The sequence below is a fragment of the Pseudomonas azotoformans genome (genome assembly GCF_900103345.1).
In the GTDB taxonomy this organism is placed as follows: Bacteria; Pseudomonadota; Gammaproteobacteria; order Pseudomonadales; family Pseudomonadaceae; genus Aquipseudomonas; species Aquipseudomonas azotoformans.
This window is the reverse complement of record NZ_LT629702.1, coordinates 863,632-882,402: the sequence shown is the minus strand read 5'-3', so window position 1 is coordinate 882,402 and position 18,771 is coordinate 863,632. Positions and strand designations below refer to the sequence as shown.

Genomic DNA, 18,771 nt, shown 5'->3' with positions numbered 1-18,771 from the left:
ATGGCGGACGGCTTTGCTGCGTATGCGCGAAGCCTCTGAATAGTTAAGTCAACTCAACTGTAGTAGAGGTTCCGGGAGATAACGGGTGTTCGCGGTTTTTGCTGATTATTCACTGGCCTTGAAGGTAACCAGTTCGCCCTTGCGCCATTTGGCGGCCTTGCCGGTCACGGCCTTCAGGGTTTTGGTCAGGCCTTCCTGCAGTTGCTCGTTGGCGGCGAACACCAGCATCACGCTGTGGCCTTCCTTGAACACGATGCCCTGGCCTTCGGCCGATGACACAAAGGCGTAGTCGCCCAGGCCATAGACCGTCAACTTGATGTCGCGAAACTTCAATTCGAACTTGCCGCCCTCACGGCTGGGCAACACCGCCGCGCGGAAATGGTCGCCGACCTTGAGCTCAAGGCGCGGTTTGTCATCCACCACCATCGCCGCCTCGGTATCGATTTCGGCGATGTAGATGCCTTCCGGCGTCTGCTCGGTAATGTAAACAAAACGGGATTGGAACTGTTTGACCAACTTTGCGCGCAAATCACCCAGCACGAATAACGCGTGCATATCCAGATTACTGACTGCCAAGGAAACGCCCCCACATGGAAAAGAGTGCTGTCCGCCAGAGCGAGCAGCACAAAAAAACGGCCATCACGGCACGATCACACAACTCATTCTTTTAAAAAACTGAAGAAAATCCTGCTGTCGAACCAAAAGACTAGTACAGACATGCGCGATGGGCCTTATGCAAGGTCATCAGGCGCCACAGGAGATCACAGGTTCAACGGCCCGAGAATACGGGTCGACCAACTTCAGAGAATAACCCGATTAAAAATGCAGTTTTCCGACATGCATACACAAATAAACACGCTGTCATGGAACCGGACGCACACCGCTGACGACAATACTAAAACAGCAGCATGGATCAAGACCACTCAAAACGCTGCAATCCAGTCATCCCGCCAGATCGAAAAGGAGCAGGCCATGCAACGATCACCCTACAGCGCTATGTCTTCGCAAACCCGTTCATCCTTTCAGGACGAGGCTCAATACTACCGCTTCAACGGCTTCGAGGGGTACCCGGCTGCGGTTCTTTACCAAGTCGTACCTGCAGGCCGGAACTTCTTCCACGTGCGCGAAGTGCTCAGTGGCCGCATCAAAGGCTTTCGCAGCGACCATGTCAAGGCCTGTGAACTGGCCAGAAAACTGGAAGCGATGTTGCACGCCCCCCACGGCGCAATCGTTTCGTCCGCCCGGTAACTTTACTGCGCCGCCGACCCGCGACAACTGCCATACTGGCCCGTCCACTGAAGTTTGCGCCCCACGGGCCAGGTTTCTCCAGTGCAGTTATCTCCAAGGGAAGGCTCTACGTGACGGAATTTGATATCGGCGAATTTTTCATCCATGGCGACGCAAGGGAAGTAGACGGTGAGTTTCAAGCAGTGATCGTGATGCGGGCCAAGCCACCGCTGACCACTGTGACCACGCACCAAGTGGAAAAAGACCGCTGGTTCAAAACCGTCGACGCAGCCGCCGCCGCTGCAAAAGAGGCCGCCAAGGCGTTAAAGACGGCTGTGGATGCCGGGGCCTTGAATTCCTGAACATTCGATAGAACTCCGCTGCGCTACAACCCTCCCATGCATAACGACCACCCTGCATGGAGAACGAAATGGACGCGCCAATTCCCACCCTCGAAACCCTGTTTGAACAATTGGGCCTGGATTCAACCCCGGAGGCCATCGACGCGTTTATCGTCGCCCATCCTCTGCCCGAAGATGTGAAACTGATCGATGCGCCGTTCTGGTCCGCACAACAGGCCAGCTTTCTCAAGGAAGAACTGCGTGACGACGCCGAATGGGCGATTGCGGTGGATGAGCTGAACCAACGCCTGCATCAACCGCACTAAGCAGCCGTCAATGCAGGCTGTCTGACTGCTCCAGCCGCAACAGCGCCTGCCAGGCAGCCCTGCATTCCTCCGCCTCATCGCGACTGGCGAACGCCGTGCCGCGCTGCTCACCGTTGAGCAACACCACCCAGCAAGCCTTCTGGCCCAGCGCACGCAGGGTTGGGGGTACGCCACTGCCAATCATCACGGCCACATCGACTTTGTTTTGCATGGAGCTTCTCCGCAGCATTAGTTAGCTGGCTAACAATGTTCGCCATGCTACGGTTTTCCTCCCGTTGGAAAAAGCTGTCTCCGGAATAGCTTCATTGCATAAACCGCAATAATCCTAACGCCCGCCTTTCGCGGCCTCGGGCTTGTAACCCAGGCGCAAACCGCCCCAGTGCCGGCCCTTGACCATGATCGGCACCGACAGATCGTGCATCAGCTCACCGGTGTCGCGGGTATAGGTTTGCAACAACACCGCCTGCTGATGGCTGCCGCAGCGGATTCCGGTACGGTCGTCGAACTTGCGCTTGGTACGGTTCTGCACGGCGTCCACCTGCGCATCGCCGGTCAGGGCCTGGGAAAATGCCTTGTTGTGCGTCGGCACATAGCCCTGGGGCGTACAGGCAATGGCGAACACCAGCCCTTCGTGACGCGGCAACAGCGCCTCCTGGATCGCCGGCAACACTTGGTCGGTGTAGCCGTCGAAGCGGGTGTGGTATTTGCTCGGGCGGGTGTTGGCGATCGGTGTGTAGCTGCGGTCGAACAGGTCATCCAGGCTGATGCGGTTCTGCTGCACATCGGCCTCGAATTGCGCAGCGATCCGACTCGCCCCTTCGCGGGCCAGGTCATAGATGCGCTGGTGGTAGTCATCCAGGCCGACTTCCGCCAGGCGCTCACTGATGGTTTCGGCCTGGCCTTCCATCTGCACGGCCGCGTCGGCCAGTTGGCGGGTTTGCTGATCGCTGACGGCGAGGTCGCTGCGCATCTGTTCCACGGCATGGAACAGGCTATCGAGCTGGGTGCGGTTGGTGTCGGTGCCCTGGGCAATTTCATTGACCTGGCCTTCCACATCCGCCGCCAGGCTGGCGATATTTTGCAGCTGTTCGCCCGCGTGTTCCACCTGCTCGACACCGGTGTGCAGGTCCGCCGAGAGCTGGCGAATCTGCTCCACCACCTGGGCAGTGCGTTGCTGGATATCCGCCACCATCACACCGACTTCATCGGTGGCCGTGGCAGTACGCCCGGCCAGCCCGCGCACTTCATCCGCCACCACGGCAAACCCGCGACCATGTTCACCGGCCCGCGCCGCTTCAATCGCTGCGTTCAGCGCCAGCAGGTTGGTCTGGCTGGCGATGGATTGGATCACCAGGGTCACGCGCTGGATTTCCTCACTGCGCTGGCTCAAGGCTTCGATCAGCTCACGGCTGGCATTCGCACGCTGGCTGAGCTGGTGCATGCGGCTGATCGACTGGGCCAGCACTTCACGGCCTTCGGTGCTGCGCTGATGGGCCTGGCTCGCGGCGCTCAATGCCTCACGGCTGAGCTGGGACGTCACCTTCTCAGTGCCGATCATCACTTCGGCACTGCTGACGATCTGCTTGGCCGCACTCAACTGCGACTGCAGGCGCGCCGCCAGTTGCTTGACCGAATAGGCCACGCCGGCGGCGGAGAGTGCGTTATGGCTGGTGGTATAGGACAGGTCGCGGGTCAACTCGCCAATGGCATCGGCGGTGTCGGAAGGCGCAATAACCGGCGTACGATTTTTCAGGCGAGGCAGCCAGATCACCAGCACGGCCAGTGGCAGGCAAAGGTAGAGCGGCAAGTTGGCAAACACGAGGCCCAGCAGTACCAGCACCAGGGCGGTGCTCTGCAACAACGGCGTGAGCCAGCCGGGCAGCCCGCGTACCACCGGTTGCGGTGACACAGCTGCGCCCATCAGAGATCCGTCTCCAGCCATCTTCGTTACCCCACTGCTTGTCATTATTGTCGCTGCATTAAACGCCACTATCGGGCCATTATCCATGGGCCTTTAGTGGGGTAGCTTGCAGCAGATCAATAGACAGGGCGTAACGGGTCTTGCCCTGGGGAACCGCGTGGCGGTCCCCCAGCTTCACCGCATCAGGCTTGGCGCTGGTGCTTGTCGATCTGCTCGTGGCGCTCTTGCGCTTCGATGCAGTACTTGGTGGTGGGGCTGATCAGTAGGCGCTTGAGGCCGATAGGCTCACCGCTGTCATCACACCAGCCAAAGGAATCTTCCTTGATACGCTCCAACGCGCGCTCAAGCTGCGGCAGCATGCGCTGGTCGCGGTCGATGGCGTTGACCAGCCAGGTACGCTCTTCTTCCACGGAAGCGGCGTCGGCCGGGTCGGCCGGGGTATCCAGGCTTTCAATGGCGATACGGTTCTGTTCAATGCGCTCGTGGTGTTCCACTTTCATGTCTTGCAGCAACTTCTCGAAAAAAGCGTGCTGTTCGGCATTCATGTAGTCATCCGCCGGCATGGCCAGCAACTTTTCCTTTGTCATTGATTTCTCTATAAAAAATACGTGCATTAAGGCGAATAAGGGAGCGTTCCGGAAGGCCTCTGCAGGTCCCAGAAAGGCGCCGTCCATTTCAAGCGCCACCCGGCACTCAATTTACGAGGGGCGGCAGTCTAAGGCCGACTTGAGGGCGCAGCAACTGAAATGACAGGCATTTTTTCCCGGATAACCCCAAAAGGCACCAGGACGGGCTTGGCGAATGGTTATCGGAGTGCGTTTATAGCAAGAAATTCAGTGTTGTGGAGCTATATAGAAGACAAACGGTTAGCACAGGTCAGCGATAGACCCCATGTGGGAGCGGGCTTGCTCGCGAATGCCGTCTGCCAGTCAACACATCTTTGACTGATACACCGCTTTCGCGAGCAGGCCCGCTCCCACATTTTATCCCGTGTTCGACAGGGTATTGAATCAGCGCTTGAGCTTACGCTTGTTGCGGTATTGGTCGATGACCACGGCTACCACAATGATCAGGCCCTTGATGATGTCCTGGATATACGCATCCACCCCGACAAAGGTAAACCCGCTGGCCATCACCCCGAGGATCAGCGCGCCGATCACTGTGCCGGTAATGCGCCCTACCCCGCCCGCCAGGCTGGTACCGCCGATGACCGCAGCGGCAATCGCATCCAGTTCATAGGACATGCCCATGCCCGCCTGCCCGGTCGCGGCACGTGCCGACGCCACTACGCCGGCCAGGCCTGCGAGCAAACCGGCGATGCTATAGACAATGATCAGATGCCGCTTGACGTTGATCCCCGAGGTGCGCGCCGCCTGCATGTTGCCGCCGATGGCGTAGGTGTACTTGCCGTACTTGGTGTAGCGCAGGGCGATGTGGAAGATCACCGCCACCACCAGGAAGATGATCACCGGCATCGCGCCATGGCCGATGGCCGTGTACGAGTCCGAGAGCATGCTCACCGGCTGGCCTTCGGTGTAGTAACGCGCCAGGCCACGGGCCGAAACCATCATGCCCAGGGTGGCAATGAACGGCGGAATGCCGGTGACAGCAATGATGCTGCCGTTGATCGCCCCCGCCAACAGCCCCACGCCCAGCCCCATCGCCACCGGAATCCACACCGGCAAGTCGGTCAGGCTGGGGAACACCGCCCGGGAAAAGTCGGAAGTCTGCGCCAAACTGGCGGCAATCATCGCCGACAGCGCCAGCACCGAGCCTGAAGACAGGTCGATCCCCGTGGTAATGATCACCTGGGTCACACCGATTGCCAGCAAGCCGATGATCGACACTTGCAGGATCATCAGCACCAGGCGCTGGGAGTTCATCAGGAAGCTCTGGTCGCGCACGATCCAGCCGAACAATTCAAACACCAGGCCAATGCCGATCAGCACCAGGAAGATGCTCAGCTCGGTGGGCATGCGTCGGCGACTTTTGGTTGGCACCGTCGCAGGTTTGTTATCCGTTATTGCGTTCATAGCCCATCACCTTTTTATTCTGTACATCAGTGGACTGCGGTCATCCCGGAGGCCAACTGCATGACTTTTTCCTGGGTTGCATCGCTGCGGTCCAGGGTGCCCATCAATTCGCCCTCGTGCATCACCATGACCCGGTCGCTCATGCCCAGCACTTCAGGCAACTCGGAGGAAATCATGATCACCGCCATGCCTTCACTGGCCAGGAACGAGATCAGGCGGTAGATCTCGGCCTTGGCACCCACGTCGATGCCCCGGGTCGGTTCATCGAGGATCAGCAGGCGCGGGTTGGTCATCAGCCAGCGTGCGAGCAAGGCCTTCTGCTGGTTACCGCCGGACAAGGTATCGATGCACTGCTCAAGGGAGGGGGTTTTCACCCGCAGCTTCTTGCACATGTCTTCGCACAGCGCCCGCAGGGCTTTCTGCTGGATAAAGCCGTTGCCGGTGTAGTGCGGCAGTACCGCCATCTCCATGTTTTCCAGCACCGACAGGCACGGGAACAGGCCACTGAGCTTGCGGTCCTCGGTCAACAGGGCGAAGCCTTTCTCGATGGCCATGTGCGGGTCGGTAATGCGTACCGCCTTGCCATCCAGGGTGATCTGGCCACTGCTGCTGGGGGTGATGCCGAAAATGGTTTCGGCCACGTTGGTGCGGCCCGAGCCCATCAACCCGGCGATGCCGAGGATCTCGCCGGCATGCAGGTCGAAGGACACGTCCTTGAACACACCGTCCAGGCTCAGGTCGCGCACCGACAGCAGCAGATCGCCGATGGGCGTCTCGCGCACCGGGAACAGCTGGCTCAGCTCACGGCCGACCATCATCGAGATCAGGCTGTCGCTGTTCATGCTCTCGGCGCGCTGCAGGCCGATGTACTGGCCGTCGCGGAACACCGCCACTTCATCGGCGATGGCGAACACTTCGTTCATTTTGTGCGTGATGTAGACGATGCCTTTGCCCTGGGACTTGAGGTCGGCAATGATCGAAAACAGATGGGCCACTTCCTTCTCGGTAATGGCCGAGGTCGGTTCATCCATGATCAGGATGTCGGAGTCGTAGGACACGGCCTTGGCAATCTCGACCATCTGCCGCTCCGCGATGCTCAGGTTGCCCACGTGTTCCTCGGGGTCCAGGTTGATACGCAGGCGCGCCAGCAACTCGGCGGTGCAGCGATGCATTTCGCGGTGGTTGACCATGTGCAGGCTGTTGAGCTGCTCGCGGCCAATCCAGATGTTCTCGGCGATGCTCATGTGCGGCATCAGGTTGAGTTCCTGGTGGATCATCGCGATCCCGGCCTTCTGGGCCGCCAGGGGGGTTTCAAACACAATCGGCTTGCCACGCAGACGAATCTCGCCTGCATCGGGCTGGTAGATGCCAGCGATGATTTTCATCAGCGTCGACTTGCCCGCACCGTTCTCGCCCATCAGCGCCAGCACCGTGCCAGGGCGAACGCGCAATTGCACGTCGGCCAGGGCCACGACGCCGGGAAAGCCTTTGCTGATGTTGACGATTTCCAGCAGGTAGGGTTCGTCCAGCGGCAGCGGCTGGATACCGGGAGGCTGCGAGACAGCGGCTTGAGCGAGCATAGGGAGGTACTCCATCGGCAAGGCGGGCACGACCGCCCTGCCGGCTTATTGTTGTTATGTAGGGACTACTTGAAGTCTTTGACGTTGTCCGGGGTGATCAGCTGGAAAGGGATCACCACGTTCTGCTCGATGGGCTCGTTCTTGGCCATCTTGCGCGCGGTCTCTACCGACTTGTCCGCCTGACCCTTGGCATCCTGGAAGGCCGACACGGTCATGTCACCCTTGGTGATCGCGTTCAAGCCGTCTGGCGTGCCGTCGACACCGGCGATCAACACGCCCTTCCTGCCCGCCGACTTCAGCGCCATGGACGCGCCGATGGCCATTTCATCGTTGTTGGCCAACACCGCGTTGAACTCACGGCCCTGGGTCAGCCAGTCGTTGACCAGGGTCATGCCCTTGTCACGCAACCAGATCCCGGTCTGTTCCTGTTCGATCTTGATGCCCGGGTATTTGGTCAGGACTTCCTTGACCCCCTTGGTGCGGTTGGTGGTGGAGTTGTTCGCCAGGTCGCCCAGCAGGATCACGATGTTGCCCTTGCCGCCGAGTTTTTCGGCGATGTACTGCATCTGCAGCTTGCCGGCCTCGACGTCGTCGGAGGTCACCGCCGCGACGCCCGGCGCCAGGGTCGGGCTGTCGGGGCGGCGGTTGACGAACACCAACGGGATTTTCGCCGCGGTGGCAGCCTTGATGATGTTGGCTGTCGAGGCGGTATCCACCGGGTTGACGATGATCGCGTCGACTTTCTGGCTGATAAAGTTCTCGACCTGGCTCAACTGCTTGACCACATCGGCACGCGCATCTTCGAACTGCAACTGCACGCCGTCTCCCTTGGGGTAGGACTTGGCTTGCTTGTCCATGTCTTCGCGCAGGTAGGTGAGGAAGGTGTCATCGAAGGCGGACATACTCACGCCTATCTTCAGATCGGCAGCCGCGGCAACACCGCTGGCGAGCAGCATGGACAAGGCCAGCGCGGTAAAACGGATCGGGGTCTTCATGAACGGTCTGTCTCCACTTTCTTGTTGGTTTTTTGGACGTTGCGTTTATCAGAGCTCGGCAGGCAGCCGCACGACCGGTGCGCCGGGAATACAGCAGACCAGCGCGCCCTGGTTTTCGACGCACAGCACATTAAGGAAGGAGAAGTAGAACGGCCGGGCGCGGGGCAGACCGCGTGGCGTGTGGGCAGGGCGTAAAACTCGCAGTACAGCGTTGAAGATTTTCATCTGACGGTACCTGGTTGTTTTTGATCTTGTTTTTGTTGAGTCGTACGGATCGAGTCCGAACGTACTTTATGCAACCTGGAAAAGACTTTATTGGAAAATAATTTCCATATCAACCTGTTTTAGAATTTTATTCTATTTTTGTTGAAACCACCTGCTGACGCTCGGCGCTCAGGCGTGCGGCGTCCAATATACGGGTGGTTTCCAGCGCATCATAGGCGTCCACCGGCAGCGGTCCCTGCCCTTGCACAGCCATTTGCAACTGCCGATAGAACTGCGTCCAGCAGCCCTTCTCCGACGGCACCCGCTCGCGTTCCGGGCCTTGTTCGAACCAGCCCCAGCGTCGGTGCTCTTGCGCCCCCCAATGCTCGCCTTCGGTTTTCGGCGACTTGCCAGCCATCAAGGCCTCTTCCTGGCCGTCCAGGCCTTCGACGGTGTAGCACCCGGAGGTGCCGCTCACACGAAAGCGTGGCGCCTGGCTGTTTTGCAGGGCATTGCCCCACAGGTGCGAGATCACACCGTTGGCATGGGTCAGGGAGACAAAAAAACCGTGGTCCACCGTGGGGTGTTCGGCGGTGTAGTGCAGTTGGGCGAACACTCGGTCTACCGGGCCGAACAGTTGCAGGGCCTGATCGACCAGGTGGCTGCCCAGGTCGCGCAACCAGCCGCCACCGCTGGCGTTGCCCACGGCTTGCGGGCTGTAGCGTTCCACGCGGGATTCGAAACGGGTGATTGTGCCCAGGGCGCCTGCGTCGATCAGCTTGCGCAGGGTCAGGTAGTCCGAGTCCCAGCGCCGGTTCTGGTAGACGCTGAGCAGCGAGCCCTGGCGTTCGGCGGCGGTGATCAGCGCCTGGGCCTGCTCGGCGTTGGCGGCGAAGGGTTTGTCGCTGACCACGGCTACGCCGTGTTCGATGGCCTCCAGCACCAGCGCGGGGCGGCCCTTGAGGGTGGTGGAGATGACCAAGGCATCGACGCCGGCTTCGACAATCTGACCGATGGAGTCGAAGGCCTTGAGGCCTGGGTGGTCGGTTGCCAGTTGTTGGCGGCGTTCCGCAGACCGGGTGACCACGCCGACAAATGTGGCACCGGCCAATGTTGCAATCAGCGGCGCATGAAAGAAGCGCCCTCCGTGGCCGTAGCCGACTAGTCCGATTCGCATACCTACACTCCTTGCTTGAAGTGAAAACCCGATTCAAATGTGGGAGGGGGCTTGCCCCCGATTACAGTGTGTCAGTCAATAAATATCTATCTGATCCACCGCCATCGGGGGCAAGCCCCCTCCCACATTGCCCGAGTATTAGCCGTAGAAACGTGGGCGATCCGGCAAGCTCACCTTCACAATCTGCTCACTGCCCTGCGCTTCAATACACGCATCCGCCGCCACCGCCGCGGCAAAGCCATCCCACGCCGACGGCCCACCGACCTGCCCGGCGCGCACACTGTCGATGAACGCCTGCAACTCCACGTCATACGCGCCAATAAACCGATCCTTCCAATCCATCAGGATCGCGTTGGACAGCTTCGCGCCACTGCGCATCTGCACCTGGGAAGGCTCCGGCAGCTTGGCGATACCGGTCTCCCCCACCACTTCGCACTGGATGTCGTAGCCGTACTGGCAGTTCACAAACACTTCCACATCGATGCGCGTGCCCTTGGCGGTTTCCAGCAGCACGATCTGCGGGTCACGCAGGTGGGCCAGGGCCTTGCTGGATTGGCGCGGGAACACCACCTGCACCGACACGTAGTCGTCGTTGAGCAGCCAACGCAACACATCCAGCTCGTGGATCAAGGTGTCGGTGATCGCCATGTCGGTCTTGTAGTTCTCGCCCACCGTGGGGTTGCGGTGCGCGCAATGCAGCATCAGCGGCTCGCCGATCTGGCCGCTGTCGATCACAGCCTTGAGTGCGCGATAGCCTTCGTCGTACGGGCGCATGAAGCCGACCTGCACCAGGCGCTTGCCGTAGGCCACTTCGGCGTCGACGATCTTGCGGCAGCCCTCGGCGGTGACCGCCAGGGGTTTTTCGCAGAACACCGGTTTGCCGGCGGCGATGGCGGCGAGCACAAACTCTTCGTGGCTCGGTCCCCAGGACGTCACCAGCACGGCCTCGACCTGCGGCGAGTTGATCAACGCATGGCCGTCGGCGTACACCTCGGCGTCCAGCTTCAAATCGGCGACGACCTTGGCGGCCTGCTCCAGGTTGATGTCAGTCACCGCCACCACCTGGCTGTTGAGCAAGGTCTGGCTGCAACGACGGATATGGTCCCGGCCGATAGCGCCTGTACCGATGACACCTAGCTTCAAAGACATACAAACACTCCTCTTGTTATTAGTACTGCCGGGCCTTCGCCAGGTGTTCATTGAGTTTTTTCGCGGCGGCATTCGTGCGTTCGCTGGTGGACACTTGCGCCACACCCACCCGCCACCACGACAGGTAGCCGTGGACCATGGTCTTGGGCAGCACCTTGATATCGATCAGCGTCGACACCGTTTGTATACGCGCATCCGCCAGCGCCGCTTCGAGTTGCTCCAAGGTGCTGACCTTGTAGGTCTTGCAGCCATAGGCCGCCGCGCTCATGGCGAAGTCCACTGGCACCAGCCCACCGTCGAGCTTGCCGCTCTCAGGGTTGCGGTAGCGGAATTCGGTGCCGAAGCTGTCCATGCCATTGCCGATCTGCAAGTTGTTGATGCAGCCGAACGCCATGTTGTCGAGCAGCACCACGTTGATCTTGCGCCGCTCCTGGATCGAGGTGGCCAGCTCCGAATGCAGCATCATGTAGGAGCCATCGCCGACCAGGGCGTACACCTCTTTAGTCGGCTCGGCGAGTTTCACGCCGAGCGCCGCGTTGATCTCGTAGCCCATGCACGAGTAGCCGTATTCGACGTGGTAGGTGTTGACGCCCTTGCTGCGCCACGCGCGTTGCAGGTCGCCGGGCAGGCTGCCGGCGGCGGCGACGATGATCGCATCGTCGGCCAGGGTCTGGTTGAGCACACCCAGTACACGGCTCTGGGTCAGGCACGAGCCGGTCAGCTCGATAAATTCACGCAGCACGCCACGGTCAAGGCGGTCGTCGACCTCGGGCACAAACCCGTCGCTGTGGTATTCGACCTGGTGCACACGATCCACTTCGGCGTCCAACTGCGCCTTGGCCTCGACGACCTGCTCGCCCCAGCCAGAGCGGTAATCGCCGAGGGCATCCGCCAATGCTTCGAGGGCGACCTGCGCGTCGGCCAGCACTTGCACGCCGTCAAGCTTCAAGGCATCGCAGGGGCTGATGTTGAGGTTGAGGAACGTCACCTCAGGGTGCTTGAACAGCGATTTGGACGATGTGGTGAAATCGGTGTAGCGCGTGCCCACACCAATGATCAGGTCGGCCTCGGGCGCCAGCAGGTTGGCCGCCAGGCAACCGGTTTCGCCAATGCCACCCACGTTCAGCGGATGGCTGGAGACCACGGCGCTCTTGCCCGCCTGGGTCTCGGCGAAGGGAATAGCAAAGCGCTCGGCAAAGGCTTGCAGCGCGGCATTCGCACCGGAGTACTTCACCCCGCCACCGCAGATGATCAGCGGCTTGCGCTTGCCCCGGAAAGCGGCCAATGCATCGCCGATCATCGCGTTGGTCGCCGGGCGCCGTTCGATACGGTGCACGCGTTTTTGCAGGAAGTAATCCGGATAATCCCAGGCCTCGGCCTGCACATCCTGGGGCAATGCCAGGGTCACCGCGCCGGTTTCGGCCGGGTCGGTAAGCACGCGCATGGCGTGGATCGCGGCAGTCATCAACTGCTCGGGGCGGTTGATGCGGTCCCAGTATTTGCTCACAGAGCGGAAGGCGTCGTTGGTGCTTATGCTCAGGTCATGGAACTGTTCGATCTGTTGCAGCACCGGGTCGGGCTGACGGCTGGCATACACATCACCGGGTAACAGCAGCAACGGAATACGGTTGGCCGTGGCGGTCGCGGCGGCGGTGAGCATGTTGGCCGCCCCTGGGCCCACGGAGGCAGTGCACGCGTAGATCTTGCGGCGCAGGTGCTGCTTGGCGAACCCGATCGCCGCATGGGCCATGCCCTGCTCGTTGCGGCCCTGGTGCACCACCAGGTCGCCGCTGTCCTGCTCCAGGGCCTGGCCCAGGCCCAGCACATTGCCGTGGCCGAAAATGGTGAACACCCCGGCGACGAACTTGCTCTGTACGCCATCGACTTCGATGTATTGGTTGTCCAGGAACTTCACCAGGGCCTGGGCCATGGTCAGTCGGGTTGTGGTCATGTCGCGCCCCTTATCGTTTCTGCAGGTGGGCGATGCTTGCGCCCAAGGCCTGCTGGATATCCGCCAGCCCGTGCACGCTCTCGGCAAACGGCTCGAACGACAGGTAGCCGCTGTAGCCGGTGCTGAGCAAGGTGTCGATCTGCGCCGCGTTGCCGAGGATGTCGCCCTCGCCCACCAGCACGCGGTGGCCGTCGCGAATCGAACTCAGCGGCGCCTCGGTATCTTCGACGCCGGAGATATGCACCAGGCCGGTCAACTCCGGGAAGAACTCATGCTCGCTGGCCAGGTGATGATGGAAGGTGTCGTGCACCAGGCGGAACACATCCAGGCCGCCGATGGACTTGATCGCGTCCACCGCCACACGCTTGCGCCGCAGCGCACACTCTTCAAAGCCCAGGGGTTCGATAAACCCGAGGATGCCGTACTCGCGCAGGATCGGCGCCAGCTCGCTCAAGGCCGTGCGCAAACCGGCCGCACGCTGGGCCTCGTTGCGCGTGTCGCCCGGCTCGTTGAGCGGGCACATCACCAGGCCCTGGGCGCCGCACTCGCGGGCGTAGGTCGCCAGCTTGATTGTCTGGGCACGACGCTCGTCGTTCCACACGTCAAAGGGGTACAGCGCGTTGATGGACAGCACCGTGATGCCCTGCACCGCGCACAACTCACGCACGCGACTGGCCGGGGTGCCGAACTCGATCTGCTTGTCCGCCAGGTCATTGCGCAGCTCGATGGCATCGCACTTGAGCGCCGCCGCCAACTGGATGAAATCCGGCAGGGACAGGTTGGGCGCGACCATGCGGTTAAGGGCGAAACGTAGAGGCGACTTCATTGTTGTTGTTCTCCGTCCAGAACCGCTGATTAGAGGTCCAGCAGCCAGCTGTGCTGCGGGTCGTTGTGGAAATGCCAGGCGCGCTTGGGGCCGGCCATCACGTTCAGGTAATAGGACTCGTAGCCATAGGGCACGCTGACCGGGTGATAGCCCTTGGGCACGACGACCAGGTCGCTGTTTTCCACGGCCATGGCCTGGTCGATGCTGCGGTCGTCGGTGTAGACGCGTTGGAACACAAAGCCCTGGGGCGGGTTGACCTGGTGGTAGTAGGTCTCTTCCAGGAAGCTCTGGTGCGGCAAATCATCGGTGTCGTGTTTGTGCGGCGGGTAGCTCGACGAATGCCCGGACGGCGTGCGCACCTCCACCACCAGCAGCGAATGGGCCGGTTCGCTGTCGGGCAGGATGTCGCACACATAGCGGGTGTTGGCACCTTTGCCGCGCACGCTGCGCTTGCAGGTTTCCGGGCGGATCAGCCGCGGTTCGTAGCCTTCGGCGCCGGGCGCGGCGCAGACCGCAATCTGCACATCGCTCAAGGCGGTGACCTGGGCGTCGGTGCCCGGCGGCAGGTAAGCGGAGAACGGTGATTTGTCTTCAAACACCGACTGGCGATCGCCCAGGTTCTGCCAGTTGAAGCCCTCGCCCTCGATGTTCACGCGGCCACTGAGCAACACCAGGCACAGTTCCTGGTCACCAGCGCTGACCGGCAGGGTTTCGCCCAGGCTCAGGCGGTAGGCGGCGAAGCCCACGTACTCCAGGCGCCCGGCCTCCAGGGCGACCATGGTCTGGCCGCGTTTGCTGCTTTTGACCAACAGGCTCATTGTCCGGTCCTCTCATTCAGAAGCGCACGCAAGGTGTCGTAGCCTTTTTTCGCATAGATATAGCTGGGCGCCACGGCCGGGTCCTGCTCGGCTTCCACCACCAGCCAACCTTCATAGTGGGCGGCCAGCAGCACATCGAGCAGTTCAGCGAAGTCGATATCGCCATCGCCGGGCACGGTAAAGGTGCCGTTGACGATGCAGTCGGGAAAACTCCACATCTGGTTACGCGCCAGTTGTACCACCGCTTTGCGCACGTCCTTGAAATGCACGTGGCAGATGCGGTCGATGTGTTTGCGCAGCACCTCGATCGGTTCGCCGCCGCCCATGTAGCAATGGCCCGAATCGAACAGCAGGCCGACTTCGGGGCCGGTGCGTTGCATCAGTTGGTCGATGTCTTCCGGGGACTCGACATAGGCGCCCATGTGGTGGTGATACGCCAGGCGCACGCCCTGGGACAGGGTGAAGCGCGCCAGTTCGGTGAGTTTGTCGGCGTAGTCCTGCCAGGCCTGTTCGCTGTGGAAACGTGGGCGTTCGATCAGGCGGATGCGCGAGCCCTGGATCGAATCGGCCACCTCGCCGTACACCAACACGGTGGCGCCGTTCTGTTTGAGCAACTCGACATGCCCGGCGATGGCCTCGATTTCTTCAGCCACCGAACGCCGGGCCAGGCGGCTGGAATACCAGCCGGAGACCAGCGCCAGGTCATACGGGCGCAACACGTCGCCGACGCCCTTGGCGTCCTTGGGGAATTTGCCGTTGAGTTCGAAGCCTTCGTAGCCGATTTCCTTGCCTTCGCTCAGGGCGGTGCTCAGGGGCGTTTCACCGCCCAGGGCCGGCAGGTCGTCGTTGCTCCAGGAGATCGGGTTGATGCCAATTCGGATTGCGGGCATGGCTGCACCTTTATTATTTTCAGGTATCACTGAGATCTGCTTTTTGCTGTATGTGGGAGGGGGCTTGCCCCCGATAGCTGAGTGTCAGACACCACTGCTGTCACTGAACAACCGCAATCGGGGGCAAGCCCCCTCCCACATTGGATTGCATTTCAAATCAAGAACTGGGTTTAGCCTCGGGAACTGCACCAGGCGTTGATCAGTTGTTCGAACGTGGCCTGCACCTGCTGGATCAGGGCTTCATCGTCGATCTCGCCGGCCATCCACGCCCGGCTCGGCTCCTGGAAGATCGTGCGGCCCACCGCAAAACCCCGGCAGGTGGTGCTCAGGCGGGCCTGCTGGAAGCCATCGGCGAGGCATTCGGCCGAGGCATTCAGGCCCAGCAGTACCACGCCTCGGCAGTACGGGTCGCGCTCCTGGATCAGGGCGTCGAGCTTCTGCCAGTCCTCGGCCGACTGCGCTTCGATCTTCCACCACGCCGGGTAGATGCCCAGGTTGTACAGGCGCTTGAGGCTGCGATAGAGCACGTCGGGATATGTGGACGGGTGGTCCTTGGGCGGGATGACTTCCAGCAGCAGTTCATGGCCGCTGACAATCGACGCCTCGTACACCGCTTTCAGTTGCGCTTCCTGTTCCAGGCGCAGTAGCGGTTCGTCGTCCGGGTGGAATTGCACCAGGCACTTGATGATCTGTTCCTGGGGCCAGGCGATCAGATTGCTGCCCACCGAACGGCCGTGTTCAAACGCCAGCGGCCGCGAGTTCTGCACTTCCACCGGGCGCGCGACCCACCAGCCGCGACCGCTGGCGGCGTTGAGTGCGTCCTGGCCGAAGCGCTGGTCGGCGAGCAGGCCGACATCGGCCTCTACGCCTTGTTCGGCGAGCTTTTGCTCGACGCGTTCGATGGCCTGGATAAACAGTTGCTTGGCCTCGCTGATGCGCGCCAGGTCCTGGCCGCCCTTCTGCGCCAGGTCCACCAGTTGCCAGCGGTGGTCAAAGGCAAACACGAACAACTGCTTCCAGCTTTTGCGCGGCACCGTCACACGGTGCAGGCGCTGCAGGGTCACGTCCTGGTCCGGACGGGTGATCGGCACCGGGCTGTTGAACAGGTATTCCAGCTCCGCCGGCGTCGGCATGGCCGGTGCGCAGGCGTGGCGCGAGACCACCAGGCCACCGCAGGCATTGGCCAACTGGCTGCAACGCTCATCACTGGCATCGTTGAGCCAGCCGCTGAGGAAGCCCGACATGAACGCATCGCCGGCCCCCAGCACATTGAGCACTTCCACGCGCACGCCGGGGTAGATGGCGCCGTCTTCCAAGCGTGCGGGGATGGCGCCGTGGATCACCGTGCAGCCTTGCGGACCGAGCTTGACCACCAGGGTCGCCGGGGTCAGTTCACGCACCTTGCGCAAGGCAGCGAGCAAGTCTTCACTGCCGCCCGCGATGAGGAATTCTTCTTCGGTGCCGACGATCAGGTCGAAGCGCGGCAGGATCTTCTGCACGTGCTGGCTGACATTCTGGTCGGGGACAAAACGGGTTTCGCCATCGGCCTTGCCCGCCAGGCCCCATAGCACCGGGCGATAGTCGATATCCAGCACGCGCTTGACGTTGTGCCTGGCCGCGTAATCCAGGGCCTGGATGCTGGCCTTGTACACGCCGTCGGTGGAGAAATGCGTGCCGGTGATCAGCAGGGCTTTGCTGGACGCGATAAAGGCTTCGTTGATGTCCTCGGCGCGCAGGGCCATGTCGGCGCAGTTTTCGCGGTAGAACACCAGGGGGAAGGTTTCGCGGTCCTTGAGGCCGAGCAGCACCAGGGCGGTGAGGCGTTCCGGGTCGACCTTGATGCCGCTGACATCGCAGCCCTCGCGGGCCAGGGATTCCACCAGGAAACGACCCATGTGGTCGTCGCCGACCCGGCTCAGCATCGCCGACTTGAGCCCGAGCCTGGCGGTGCCGAAGGCGATATTGGCGGAGGACCCGCCGAGGTACTTGGCGAAGCTGGACACGTCCTCAAGCCGCGCACCGACTTGCTGTGCATAGAGGTCGACGCCCAGGCGCCCGAGGCAAATCAGATCCAATTGACGCCCACTGGCAAAACGAGTCTGGCCCATGCTGGCTCCTGTTATTTTTATCAGCCTGCGTTGTGCCGCCGTGGGGGCGGCAAACGCTCTTGGTGGGAGCAGACTAGAACGTCCGGCGGCACCAATCAATATTTATTCCAGATATTTTTTCATTGGAATATTTTTTCCATTAAGCTTGTACAGGCGCACTCCCACCACAGTGCATCGTTTCAGCAGGCCACGCCGGCCGTGATGCCGGGGTATTTTTTTGCGCCTACCCTGTAGACTTGCGCCACCCATCAGCGCAACAGACGAAAACGCCAGAAGGATTGCCCATGTCCCGCACCGATCCCGAGACCACCCTGGAAGACTCTATCGCCAGCCCTCCGATCAATGCCGAGCGCCTGTTGCAGCTGATCACCGACGAATACGAGAGCCTGCCGCGCCAGCTCAAGCGCATCGCCAGCTACATGAGCCAGCAGAGCGACCGGATCATGGTCGACCGCATCAGCGACATCGCCCGCGAATGCGAAGTGCACCCGTCGGCCATCGTGCGTTTCTCGCAGCGTTTCGGGTTCAGTGGCTTTAGTGAGATGCAGGCACTGTTTCGCGAGGCCTACACCCACAAGACCACGCCGGTGCAGAACTACCAGCAGCGCATCCGCAGCATGATCGCCAACAAGTCGCAAAAGGCCAGCGGCGGCGACCTGGCGCGCGAATGCGTCAACGCCACGCTGTCAGGCATCGAGCGCCTGGGCTTGGAGCTGGATGATGTCGCCTTCGACAAAGCCGTGGACCTGGTGGTCAACGCCGACAACATCTACGTGGTCGGCGTGCGCCGTTCCTTTGCGGTGGCCGATTACCTGGTCTACAACCTGCAGCACACCAACAAGCGCATCCACCTGATCTCGGGCCTGGGCGGCAGCTACCGCGAGCAGATGCGCAGCGTGCGCGCCAATGACCTGGTGATCGCCATCAGCTTCACGCCCTACGGCAAAGAGACCCAGCACTGCCTGCGCATCGCCCAGCACCACCAGGCCAAGACGCTGATCATCACCGACAGCAACCTGTCGCCCCTGGCCAAGCGGGCGAACGCAGTGCTGTTGGTGAATGAAGGCTCGTCGTTCGCCTTCCGCTCGTTGAGCGCCACCCTGTGCCTGTGCCAGGCGCTGTTTATTGCGGTGGCGTACCGGTTGGAGCTGAAGGTGGATGAGATTCACGAGCAGGTCGGGTTCGACGACTGAACCTGCCGGCATTGGAGATCCCTTGTGGGAGG

General features: G+C 61.3%; 19 protein-coding genes. 4 read left to right on the top strand and 15 right to left on the bottom strand.

Annotation, left to right across the window (positions count from 1 at the left end; translation table 11 throughout):
- Positions 1-105: 105 nt before the first annotated feature.
- Positions 106-555: a hypothetical protein gene (locus BLR69_RS03775; protein ID WP_050554011.1), complete on the bottom strand. Its 450-nt coding sequence runs from the start codon at positions 553-555 to the stop codon at positions 106-108.
- Between the two features lie 267 nt (positions 556-822).
- Here BLR69_RS03775 and BLR69_RS31050 point away from each other — a divergent pair, with 267 nt between their 5' ends.
- From BLR69_RS31050 to BLR69_RS03760, 3 genes are all read left to right on the top strand, one after another.
- Positions 823-1,248: a hypothetical protein gene (locus BLR69_RS31050; protein ID WP_232000951.1), complete on the top strand. Its 426-nt coding sequence runs from the start codon at positions 823-825 to the stop codon at positions 1,246-1,248.
- A gap of 110 nt (positions 1,249-1,358) precedes the next feature.
- Entirely contained in the window at positions 1,359-1,589 is a 231-nt protein-coding gene (locus tag BLR69_RS03765; protein ID WP_071496102.1) for a hypothetical protein, read from the top strand.
- Positions 1,590-1,657: 68 nt separating this feature from the next.
- The gene (locus BLR69_RS03760; protein ID WP_071496103.1) at positions 1,658-1,894 is read left to right on the top strand and encodes a DUF2789 domain-containing protein; all 237 of its coding nucleotides are present in this window, start codon (positions 1,658-1,660) and stop codon (positions 1,892-1,894) included.
- A 7-nt stretch (positions 1,895-1,901) separates the two neighbouring features.
- Here the strand turns inward: BLR69_RS03760 and BLR69_RS03755 are convergent, their stop codons facing one another.
- The 14 genes from BLR69_RS03755 to BLR69_RS03695 all read right to left on the bottom strand — a co-directional run bounded on the left by BLR69_RS03755 (position 1,902) and on the right by BLR69_RS03695 (position 17,546).
- On the bottom strand, positions 1,902-2,105 hold the full coding sequence (locus tag BLR69_RS03755; protein ID WP_034104418.1) for a hypothetical protein: 204 nt from the start codon (positions 2,103-2,105) through the stop codon (positions 1,902-1,904).
- Between the two features lie 114 nt (positions 2,106-2,219).
- Positions 2,220-3,452: a methyl-accepting chemotaxis protein gene (locus BLR69_RS03750; protein ID WP_408003530.1), complete on the bottom strand. Its 1,233-nt coding sequence runs from the start codon at positions 3,450-3,452 to the stop codon at positions 2,220-2,222.
- Positions 3,453-3,997: 545 nt separating this feature from the next.
- Positions 3,998-4,402, bottom strand: a complete 405-nt coding sequence (locus BLR69_RS03745; protein ID WP_003191666.1) for a TraR/DksA family transcriptional regulator — start codon at positions 4,400-4,402, stop codon at positions 3,998-4,000.
- A gap of 423 nt (positions 4,403-4,825) precedes the next feature.
- Entirely contained in the window at positions 4,826-5,848 is a 1,023-nt protein-coding gene (locus BLR69_RS03740; protein WP_016975559.1) for an ABC transporter permease, read from the bottom strand.
- Positions 5,849-5,874: 26 nt separating this feature from the next.
- The gene (locus BLR69_RS03735) at positions 5,875-7,428 is read right to left on the bottom strand and encodes a sugar ABC transporter ATP-binding protein (RefSeq protein ID WP_071496105.1); all 1,554 of its coding nucleotides are present in this window, start codon (positions 7,426-7,428) and stop codon (positions 5,875-5,877) included.
- 65 nt (positions 7,429-7,493) lie between these two features.
- Entirely contained in the window at positions 7,494-8,423 is a 930-nt protein-coding gene (locus tag BLR69_RS03730; protein ID WP_071496106.1) for a sugar ABC transporter substrate-binding protein, read from the bottom strand.
- Between the two features lie 48 nt (positions 8,424-8,471).
- Positions 8,472-8,648 carry a hypothetical protein gene (locus BLR69_RS30870; RefSeq protein ID WP_163033238.1) on the bottom strand — a complete coding sequence of 59 codons (177 nt, stop codon included), beginning with the start codon at positions 8,646-8,648 and terminating at the stop codon, positions 8,472-8,474.
- Between the two features lie 127 nt (positions 8,649-8,775).
- Positions 8,776-9,804, bottom strand: coding sequence for a Gfo/Idh/MocA family protein (locus BLR69_RS03725; RefSeq protein ID WP_071496107.1), 1,029 nt, complete (start codon positions 9,802-9,804; stop codon positions 8,776-8,778).
- A 138-nt stretch (positions 9,805-9,942) separates the two neighbouring features.
- Positions 9,943-10,953 carry a Gfo/Idh/MocA family protein gene (locus BLR69_RS03720; RefSeq protein ID WP_071496108.1) on the bottom strand — a complete coding sequence of 337 codons (1,011 nt, stop codon included), beginning with the start codon at positions 10,951-10,953 and terminating at the stop codon, positions 9,943-9,945.
- A gap of 19 nt (positions 10,954-10,972) precedes the next feature.
- Positions 10,973-12,904 (bottom strand): 3D-(3,5/4)-trihydroxycyclohexane-1,2-dione acylhydrolase (decyclizing), encoded by a 1,932-nt coding sequence (iolD, locus tag BLR69_RS03715; protein WP_071496109.1) that lies wholly within the window; start codon positions 12,902-12,904, stop codon positions 10,973-10,975.
- A gap of 10 nt (positions 12,905-12,914) precedes the next feature.
- Positions 12,915-13,730, bottom strand: a complete 816-nt coding sequence (locus BLR69_RS03710; RefSeq protein ID WP_071496110.1) for a TIM barrel protein — start codon at positions 13,728-13,730, stop codon at positions 12,915-12,917.
- A gap of 29 nt (positions 13,731-13,759) precedes the next feature.
- Entirely contained in the window at positions 13,760-14,548 is a 789-nt protein-coding gene (gene iolB, locus BLR69_RS03705; protein ID WP_071496111.1) for a 5-deoxy-glucuronate isomerase, read from the bottom strand.
- Positions 14,545-15,438, bottom strand: a complete 894-nt coding sequence (gene iolE, locus BLR69_RS03700) for a myo-inosose-2 dehydratase (RefSeq protein WP_071496112.1) — start codon at positions 15,436-15,438, stop codon at positions 14,545-14,547. Before iolE ends, iolB begins: the two co-directional genes overlap by 4 nt.
- Positions 15,439-15,608: 170 nt before the next feature.
- A complete protein-coding gene (locus BLR69_RS03695) occupies positions 15,609-17,546 on the bottom strand; it encodes a bifunctional 5-dehydro-2-deoxygluconokinase/5-dehydro-2-deoxyphosphogluconate aldolase (protein WP_071496113.1) in 1,938 nt (645 codons plus the stop codon).
- Positions 17,547-17,830: 284 nt separating this feature from the next.
- On the opposite strand from BLR69_RS03695, the gene BLR69_RS03690 reads away from it, so the two are divergent.
- Complete coding sequence (locus tag BLR69_RS03690) at positions 17,831-18,739, top strand: MurR/RpiR family transcriptional regulator (RefSeq protein ID WP_012723775.1); 909 nt, start codon at positions 17,831-17,833, stop codon at positions 18,737-18,739.
- Positions 18,740-18,771 lie beyond the last annotated feature (32 nt).

Bases quoted from the DNA above. Each gene is read 5' to 3' on its own strand.
- BLR69_RS03710 (WP_071496110.1), bottom strand. From the start codon at position 13,730: ATGAAGTCGCCTCTACGTTTCGCCCTTAACCGCATGGTCGCGCCCAAC.
- iolB (WP_071496111.1), bottom strand. From the start codon at position 14,548: ATGAGCCTGTTGGTCAAAAGCAGCAAACGCGGCCAGACCATGGTCGCC.
- BLR69_RS03740 (WP_016975559.1), bottom strand. From the start codon at position 5,848: ATGAACGCAATAACGGATAACAAACCTGCGACGGTGCCAACCAAAAGT.
- BLR69_RS03745 (WP_003191666.1), bottom strand. From the start codon at position 4,402: ATGACAAAGGAAAAGTTGCTGGCCATGCCGGCGGATGACTACATGAAT.
- BLR69_RS03690 (WP_012723775.1), top strand. From the start codon at position 17,831: ATGTCCCGCACCGATCCCGAGACCACCCTGGAAGACTCTATCGCCAGC.
- BLR69_RS03775 (WP_050554011.1), bottom strand. From the start codon at position 555: ATGCACGCGTTATTCGTGCTGGGTGATTTGCGCGCAAAGTTGGTCAAA.
- BLR69_RS03735 (WP_071496105.1), bottom strand. From the start codon at position 7,428: ATGCTCGCTCAAGCCGCTGTCTCGCAGCCTCCCGGTATCCAGCCGCTG.
- BLR69_RS03730 (WP_071496106.1), bottom strand. From the start codon at position 8,423: ATGAAGACCCCGATCCGTTTTACCGCGCTGGCCTTGTCCATGCTGCTC.
- BLR69_RS03695 (WP_071496113.1), bottom strand. From the start codon at position 17,546: ATGGGCCAGACTCGTTTTGCCAGTGGGCGTCAATTGGATCTGATTTGC.
- iolE (WP_071496112.1), bottom strand. From the start codon at position 15,438: ATGCCCGCAATCCGAATTGGCATCAACCCGATCTCCTGGAGCAACGAC.
- BLR69_RS31050 (WP_232000951.1), top strand. From the start codon at position 823: ATGCAGTTTTCCGACATGCATACACAAATAAACACGCTGTCATGGAAC.
- BLR69_RS03725 (WP_071496107.1), bottom strand. From the start codon at position 9,804: ATGCGAATCGGACTAGTCGGCTACGGCCACGGAGGGCGCTTCTTTCAT.
- BLR69_RS03760 (WP_071496103.1), top strand. From the start codon at position 1,658: ATGGACGCGCCAATTCCCACCCTCGAAACCCTGTTTGAACAATTGGGC.
- iolD (WP_071496109.1), bottom strand. From the start codon at position 12,904: ATGACCACAACCCGACTGACCATGGCCCAGGCCCTGGTGAAGTTCCTG.
- BLR69_RS03750 (WP_408003530.1), bottom strand. From the start codon at position 3,452: ATGATCGGCACTGAGAAGGTGACGTCCCAGCTCAGCCGTGAGGCATTG.
- BLR69_RS03720 (WP_071496108.1), bottom strand. From the start codon at position 10,953: ATGTCTTTGAAGCTAGGTGTCATCGGTACAGGCGCTATCGGCCGGGAC.
- BLR69_RS30870 (WP_163033238.1), bottom strand. From the start codon at position 8,648: ATGAAAATCTTCAACGCTGTACTGCGAGTTTTACGCCCTGCCCACACG.
- BLR69_RS03755 (WP_034104418.1), bottom strand. From the start codon at position 2,105: ATGCAAAACAAAGTCGATGTGGCCGTGATGATTGGCAGTGGCGTACCC.